This window comes from Mesotoga infera (assembly GCA_011045915.1).
Classification (GTDB): Bacteria; Thermotogota; Thermotogae; order Petrotogales; family Kosmotogaceae; genus Mesotoga; species Mesotoga infera_D.
The window spans coordinates 1-6,592 of sequence record DSBT01000247.1; the positions used below are offsets into that span (position 1 = coordinate 1).

4 protein-coding genes are annotated in these 6,592 nt (G+C 41.8%); all 4 read left to right on the forward strand.

The features are described from left to right. The first annotated feature begins 203 nt into the window (after window positions 1-203). The 4 genes from ENN47_08445 to ENN47_08460 are packed head-to-tail and all read left to right on the forward strand — an operon-like array spanning window position 204 to window position 6,483. Window positions 204-2,456 (forward strand): hypothetical protein, encoded by a 2,253-nt coding sequence (locus ENN47_08445; protein ID HDP78196.1) that lies wholly within the window; start codon window positions 204-206, stop codon window positions 2,454-2,456. Continuing rightward, on the forward strand, window positions 2,443-3,861 hold the full coding sequence (locus ENN47_08450; GenBank protein HDP78197.1) for a hypothetical protein: 1,419 nt from the start codon (window positions 2,443-2,445) through the stop codon (window positions 3,859-3,861). The genes ENN47_08445 and ENN47_08450 overlap by 14 nt, the downstream gene beginning before the upstream one ends. After that, window positions 3,758-4,387, forward strand: a complete 630-nt coding sequence (locus ENN47_08455) for a TIGR03984 family CRISPR-associated protein (GenBank protein ID HDP78198.1) — start codon at window positions 3,758-3,760, stop codon at window positions 4,385-4,387. The genes ENN47_08450 and ENN47_08455 overlap by 104 nt, the downstream gene beginning before the upstream one ends. Beyond that, the gene (locus ENN47_08460; GenBank protein HDP78199.1) at window positions 4,384-6,483 is read left to right on the forward strand and encodes a TIGR03986 family CRISPR-associated RAMP protein; all 2,100 of its coding nucleotides are present in this window, start codon (window positions 4,384-4,386) and stop codon (window positions 6,481-6,483) included. The genes ENN47_08455 and ENN47_08460 overlap by 4 nt, the downstream gene beginning before the upstream one ends. Window positions 6,484-6,592 lie beyond the last annotated feature (109 nt).

Genomic DNA, 6,592 nt, shown 5'->3' on the forward strand with positions numbered 1-6,592 from the left:
ATAATGAAACTGAGGGAAAGGCTTTTCGATTCGCAAGAACAGATCCGTAGTTTTATTGAAGAAACAGAGTCTCAAGGACTAAGTCTTCCCGGAATCCCTCACGAATCCTATACCAGAAACGTCTGGATAAACAGCAGAACTCCTTACTATGATGCGATCGAGCTTATGGAGTTTCTTCCCGAAAGACCATTGGAGGTGATCGAATGCGGTTTGAAATAACGACACTTAGTTACACCGCTATCAGCTCTGGTGAAGGAGCCGGTATCATTGATACTGAGTTGGTTGCGCATACCGATGGACTTCCATATATTCCTGCGAAAAGAATCAAGGGCGTTCTTCTGGAAAGTGCAACTGAAGTGACTGAAATGCTCGGCATTGAAGGAGACCTAGTTGAGTCTCTCTTTGGTGTAGCTGGTACTTCTAAGGGAAAAGTCTGGATTGGGAATCTTGAGATCGAGAATTGCGAAGAAATCTCGCGCGAGCTCAAGTATTTCAAGTCTAACGAACTCTTCAGAGGACTAACAAACAAAGAGAAGATCCTTTCGCATTTCTCCGACACAAGACAGAACACTTCAATTGACTTACAAACTGAAGTGGCTAAGGAACACACCTTGAGGACCTTCAGAGTTCTCAAACCAGGAATAGTCTTTGAGGCAGCGATTGAAGCTGATTCACCACTCACAGAAGCGGAAAAAGCACTCTTTCATTTGGCCTGTCTTAATGTACGCAGGATTGGATTAAAACGTAATAGGGGATTCGGGAAAGTAAAAGCCGCAATTAAAGGGATTGATGTCAATGGCATCGATCAAGCTTTAGAGTTCTTGAAGAAAACATACTCAACAGAGAAACCGACCAAGAGAGTATATGAAACTCTTGGCACATTCAAGAGCGGCAAAATTATGCGCCTGAAATACGCAATAAAGACTGATTCACCACTTGTGATTTCTAAAAAGAATGGCGATCAGAGCATGATCGATTCACTGGAGATGCTTCCTGGGACTACAGTAAGAGGAATTATTGCTGATAGAATAATCAGATCTCTTGATCTTGCTGAAGCTCACAACGATGAATTGTTCTTTGAACTGATCCTGAATGGAAGACTTAGGGTAGAACCTGCATTTCCAGAGAAAGATGGAGAGATTTACTACCCGACTCCTATGAATATTCACAAAATCAAGGACGATAATGCTTCTAAAGATTTACTAGACATATTTGAAGAACCTTCAGGAATGGTAAAGAGCAAACCGCTTGGCGGTTTTTCCATGATAACTGATGGAGATGACGGCACAATCATAACCGCCATTTCAGTTAGCAAAGACGTTCAGTTTCATAATACCAGGGACAGAGAGACTGGACATAATGTTGATGGATCACTTTTCTACTATGAATCGCTTGAAGCAGGTCAGGAATTCTCGGGTTTCATTGTTTCCACTGAGGATGACCTTAGAGTACTTCAAGAAGTTTTAGGAAATGAATTTCGCGTGAGCATTGGCAAATCATCATCCTCACAGTACGGCAATGCCAGACTTGTATTCGGAGAGATAGAAGGTATTCCCGAACCTGAATTAGAAGAGCCGATCTTGCTGGTAGTGACATCACCCGTAATACTTCACAACGATTTTGGCTTTCCTGACACCAGTGTAGATCGTCTCTGTCATGAGATCGAGCAACTCACAAAATGCAAGATCGATATAGAAAGAGCTGCCGTCAATATCGAATACTTCGATAACTACGTTCGCGTATGGAAAATGAACAATGAAAGAGAAATAGCCTTTGCTCCCGGTTCGAGTTTCATAGTCTCTAAAGCCTCTGGCGATGATGTCGATTTCTTCATTGGTCTCAAAAAGATACTTAGAGATGGCCTAGGCGAAAGAGTGGCAGAAGGATTCGGCAAATTGAGGATAGTTAGTTCGGATTTTTCGGAAGCAATTCTCCGTGAGAACAAAGAAGATCTCGATTCAACTCCCTTGGCTCCAGAGTATTCATTGTGTATACTCAAAGAAATAATGCTTGAGGAAATGTCCTTATTCGCTGCACACAGAGGATTTCTGAAACTTAATTCTCTCGGGAAAGGCAAAGCTAATCCCTACCTTTCACACATCAAAAATCATCTTGCCGGAAGGATCCTCTATTTCTTATCTAAAGCCAATAGCAAGAAAGACTTCTTGGAAAAACTTGACCAGCTGTACGCAAAAAAAATCGACAATTCTAGCAAAGAAGTAAGAACACCCAAGAAAGCGGCTAATAGTCTGGAAAAAGCTGGAATCATGAATGACTTGAAAGCTTTTGACAAACCGGTGATAAATGAGATTAGGCAATGGGAAAGGGCAAGAGATATTGACATGCTAAAAATAGACCTGGACAGTGAAGAGACTAAGTTTGATCTTGCCAAATCCTACTGGACATCATTTTTCAGATTTATCAGGATTCTCCATAAAAAAGATGGAGGTGATTGAGTTGAGCTCTATAAAAGAAAAGTTTCTGATCACGGGGAAGATAAGAAATGAGTCTCCGCTGATAATAGGCACAGGAAAAGGCAGCACTGTTGATACAGAAGTCATTCTAAACGAAAAAGGACAGCCTTACATCCCTGGAACTAGCTTCACTGGAGCACTTAAACACCATCTGGAAAACGAATATGAAACAACAGAAGTAGCTAGAAGCATCTTTGGTTCTGGAGATTCACAGAGTATTCTGATTGTCGATGATCTTTATCCATTAGATGCTCCTGTTGTAACTACTCGAGATGGAATAAAGATAAACAGGCTGACCGGCATAGTTGAAGAGAAAAAGAAGTACGATTACGAGCTGGTTGAAAAGGGTTCCGAGTTCAATTTACGCATTGAATTGACTATAAGAGACGGTCAAGAAGATATTGAATCGAGCATTTTCTCCCTGCTGGCAACGATTGTTGCTGAGCTGGAAAGTGGAGCAATATCGATTGGAGCCATGGGGTCTAAAGGTTTTGGAAAGATAGCCATTTCTGAAGTCAAAGCTTACCGTTTTGTTTTCCCGGAAGACGGTAGAAAGTGGCTTAAGTATCTTGAGAATGGTCTTACAGAAGACTCAGATCACTTCTCAGTAAATCTGAAAGAGTATCCTAAGCTGGAAAAGAGAAATAATCTGCTGCTTGATATTGATGCAGTTTTTGAAATCAAGAATGCGCTGATGATTGGGGCTTCGGTAACTGAAAGTGGAGAAGATGAAGACAAGGATCCGGACAAGACCGCTCTTACCAGTAGAGAACAATTCGTGCTGTCAGGAACAGCCCTCAAAGGGGCGGTGAGAGATAGAGCAGTGAGAATCTATAACACAGTCTCCGCAAAACACATGTCAGGAAATGAAGATCCAGAAGACATAAGAGAGCTTTTTGGATGGGTTGATGAAGAAGGGAAAGATTCTTATAAGTCAAAAAGTAGAGTCAGGGTAACGGAAAGTTACATAAACAAAAATACAGTTAATCAGGAGAGACAACCCAGAATCAAAATTGACAGATTCACAGGTAGTGTGATTGGGGGAGCTCTGTTTGAAACCGAGCCCATCTGGCATAAGGAAGAGAAGATAAAAGCAAGGATCCAGGTGAAGAAACAGAAAGACAAGGACTCTTTGTGGGAAGTTGGACTTATGCTGCTCGTTTTGAAAGATCTGTGGAATGCTGATTTGCCAGTTGGCGGAGAAAAGTCGATAGGGAGAGGACTTCTTGTGGGAAAACAGGCAAGAATTCGCGTTGATGCAAGAGAGCTAGAAATTAATAAGAATGAAAAGGGCAGTCTTGATATCAAAGGCGATAGGAACATTATGGAGGAATATGTTTCTAAGTTCTTGGAGCATGTTGGGAGGCATGAACATGCGCAAAATTGATATAGTACATTCAACTGCGACAACAGGGAACTGCAAATGCGATGAATTGAATGAGATTACTCGAGATTTTGGTGGACTGAAAATTGTCTGCTGGCTGAACTACGAAATCAAGTTCGGGATATTTGACGAGGGCTTTTTGGAGCAACTCGGTGGCTTTGATAACTTTTGTAAACACATTCTCAGGATCAGGATATTTGATAGAGGCAGAGAATTATATGCCTGGAAAGCTGAAGATAGGTTCAAATATCGTATAAGGAATGACCAGTCTGGAGAGGAAATAGAAGTAATCGATGCCGATCAAGTGATGTGGGGCACAAAATTTTTCAGCTCTGACGGGATGGTAAAAGTGTCGGAGGCTCGAGGCATTGAATACGAGCTTCCTGAATCATTTGTAGAGAACCCACTACTGCCAGGGACAGAAAGGCTCGTTTTGAGAACAAGAAATTACGTTGACTACAACGAAATTGGACAGGCTTCGTTTGTGGATAGCAGGTTTGTTTCAATAAGAATGGAGGGGAATATATGATAACAGAGGAAAAAGCAACCCTAAAAGTATTCCTTTCAAAGAAGAAAAAGAAAATCGTGAACGTCATCTTTGCCGATGGTAAATCTATGCCGGTAAATGGTTTGGTTGATATTCCTTACGAAGCAAATGAGAAGGAGGTTTCCGTAAAGAGAGACGATGGAAAGGTAGTTGAAATCACAGTTGGCGAGAAGAAATACGGGTTGAAGAATTCACCTAACATACAGCCCAAGGTAAGCCCTGAAAAAGCACCAAAGAAGCATTTTACAAAAGTGGAAAAGAGAGAACCATCTCGTGCTCCATATAACTTCATTCCTCTCAATGATGTAGTCGTTGAATCCGAACATGGGAGTTTAATCCCCGGATTCGGTTCTTACAAAGACGGATTGTTGAGCGGTTACATAGACCTCACAATTGATACCATAACGCCGGTCTATATCCGCAGATTATCGAAGCAATCGGAGTTCTTCGAGATAGGCGGTCGTTCTCTTATTCCAGGAAGCACTATCAGAGGGCTTACAAAGAACATCATGAAGATCGCATCCTTTGCAAAATTCCAGGAGAAAGAGGATTTTGAAGACCGAAATCTTTATTATAGAACGGTCGATTCAAGTAGTATTGGAAAGCTATACAAATCTGCGTTAATAGATGAAGATGCCGGCTGTTTTCCAAAGGTTCAGGCTGGGATTCTGAAGAGGTTGGGGGCGAGGTATTTCATCGAACCCTCCAAGTATATTGAAAAAACACAGTTTTACAGAATTAACGGAAGCTTCGAAGGTAAGAGCTTTCTTCCTAATGGTCTTGAGAAAAGTGATGCAGTTAAGACTTTTACTTTTGAAAAGGTCCATTTTGCTCCAGAAGGCTGCAAATTGTACCCTCACTCAGGTCTGAAACTGAAATACGCCAGGCTAGACAAGGTGTCGAAAATACAGTTTAAGGATTCAATTGAAGGTTACTTGATAATTTCCGGTCCTCTGGGAAAGAAGAAACACATGCAATGGGTCATCAACACTGCAGATCCAGATAAGTCTGCTCTCGTAATCCCACAACAAGTTATCGAAGATTACGAAGAAGACAAATCCAGAAGCTCGACCAATCTGCTTAAGATGCTGGAAAAGGCGCAAGAGGTTCCCTGCTTCTATTTGACAGACGAAAAAGGTAACATCTCGGATTTTGGACACACGGCTCTATTTAGAAAGAGGTATTCATGGTCTGTCGGTGATCATGTGCCAAAAAAACTGAATCCTGAAAAAGATGCAAATAAAGTCAGTGATGTCGTAGAGGCTATATTTGGCAAACTTGAACACTGGGCTGGCCGGGTTTACTTTGAGGATGCAGAACTCCAGTCAAATGGTGCGAACCTATTCATGGACAAAGCGACACTGAAGATTCTCTCTTCCCCCAAGCCTACTTGTTTTCAACACTACCTTGAACAACCTTCTGGGACAAACACAAGCAATAATGATCTTCGCCACTGGGATAGCGAAGCCACTATACGGGGATACAAAATGTACTGGCACCGCAATACTCATGGTAGAGAAGATGACTTTGGCTGGAAGGAAAGGGGCCCTTTGCCAAAAAATGATTCACAGCATACACGTCCAGTGAAACCGGTGCAACCAGGCGCACAATTTAAAGGAAGAATCAGGTTTGAGAATCTATCCCGCGTTGAACTAGGAGGCCTGTTGTTTTCACTTGAATTGCCTGATGATTGTTACCATAAAGTGGGTCTGGGAAAACCTTACGGTTTGGGTTCAGTGGCTATAAAAACAGATTTGGTGCTTATTGATCGTGCAGAACGCTATTCAAGACTACTCAATGGGGATAATTGGTTCCTTTCAGAAAAGAAAGAGAACAGCTCAATTGATATCTACAAGAAGGAATTCGAGCGATTTGTCTTGTCTAGTATTGGCGAAGATAATCTGTCATCCCTTTGGGATAATGAGCGCATGATAGAACTAAGAGCTATGCTTAGTTTGAACGGATATTCTTCCAATGCGTGGCTCGGAAAGACCGAGTATCTGCAGCTGACAAGCGATGAATACAAGAATAGGTATGTGCTGCCAAAACCGAGTGAAGTTCGTGATTCTTCCAAATAAATAGGGCTTCCTGAAAAAGCGTACAAAGCGCATGAATAGTGAAGTACAGGCGAATAATGTGGTATAATGGTGCAAGGGAAAACAAGGTATAGACTCAAAAAGCTTGCAC

Bases quoted from the DNA above. Each gene is read 5' to 3' on its own strand.
- ENN47_08445 (HDP78196.1), top strand. From the start codon at position 204: ATGCGGTTTGAAATAACGACACTTAGTTACACCGCTATCAGCTCTGGT.
- ENN47_08450 (HDP78197.1), top strand. From the start codon at position 2,443: ATGGAGGTGATTGAGTTGAGCTCTATAAAAGAAAAGTTTCTGATCACG.
- ENN47_08455 (HDP78198.1), top strand. From the start codon at position 3,758: ATGAAAAGGGCAGTCTTGATATCAAAGGCGATAGGAACATTATGGAGG.
- ENN47_08460 (HDP78199.1), top strand. From the start codon at position 4,384: ATGATAACAGAGGAAAAAGCAACCCTAAAAGTATTCCTTTCAAAGAAG.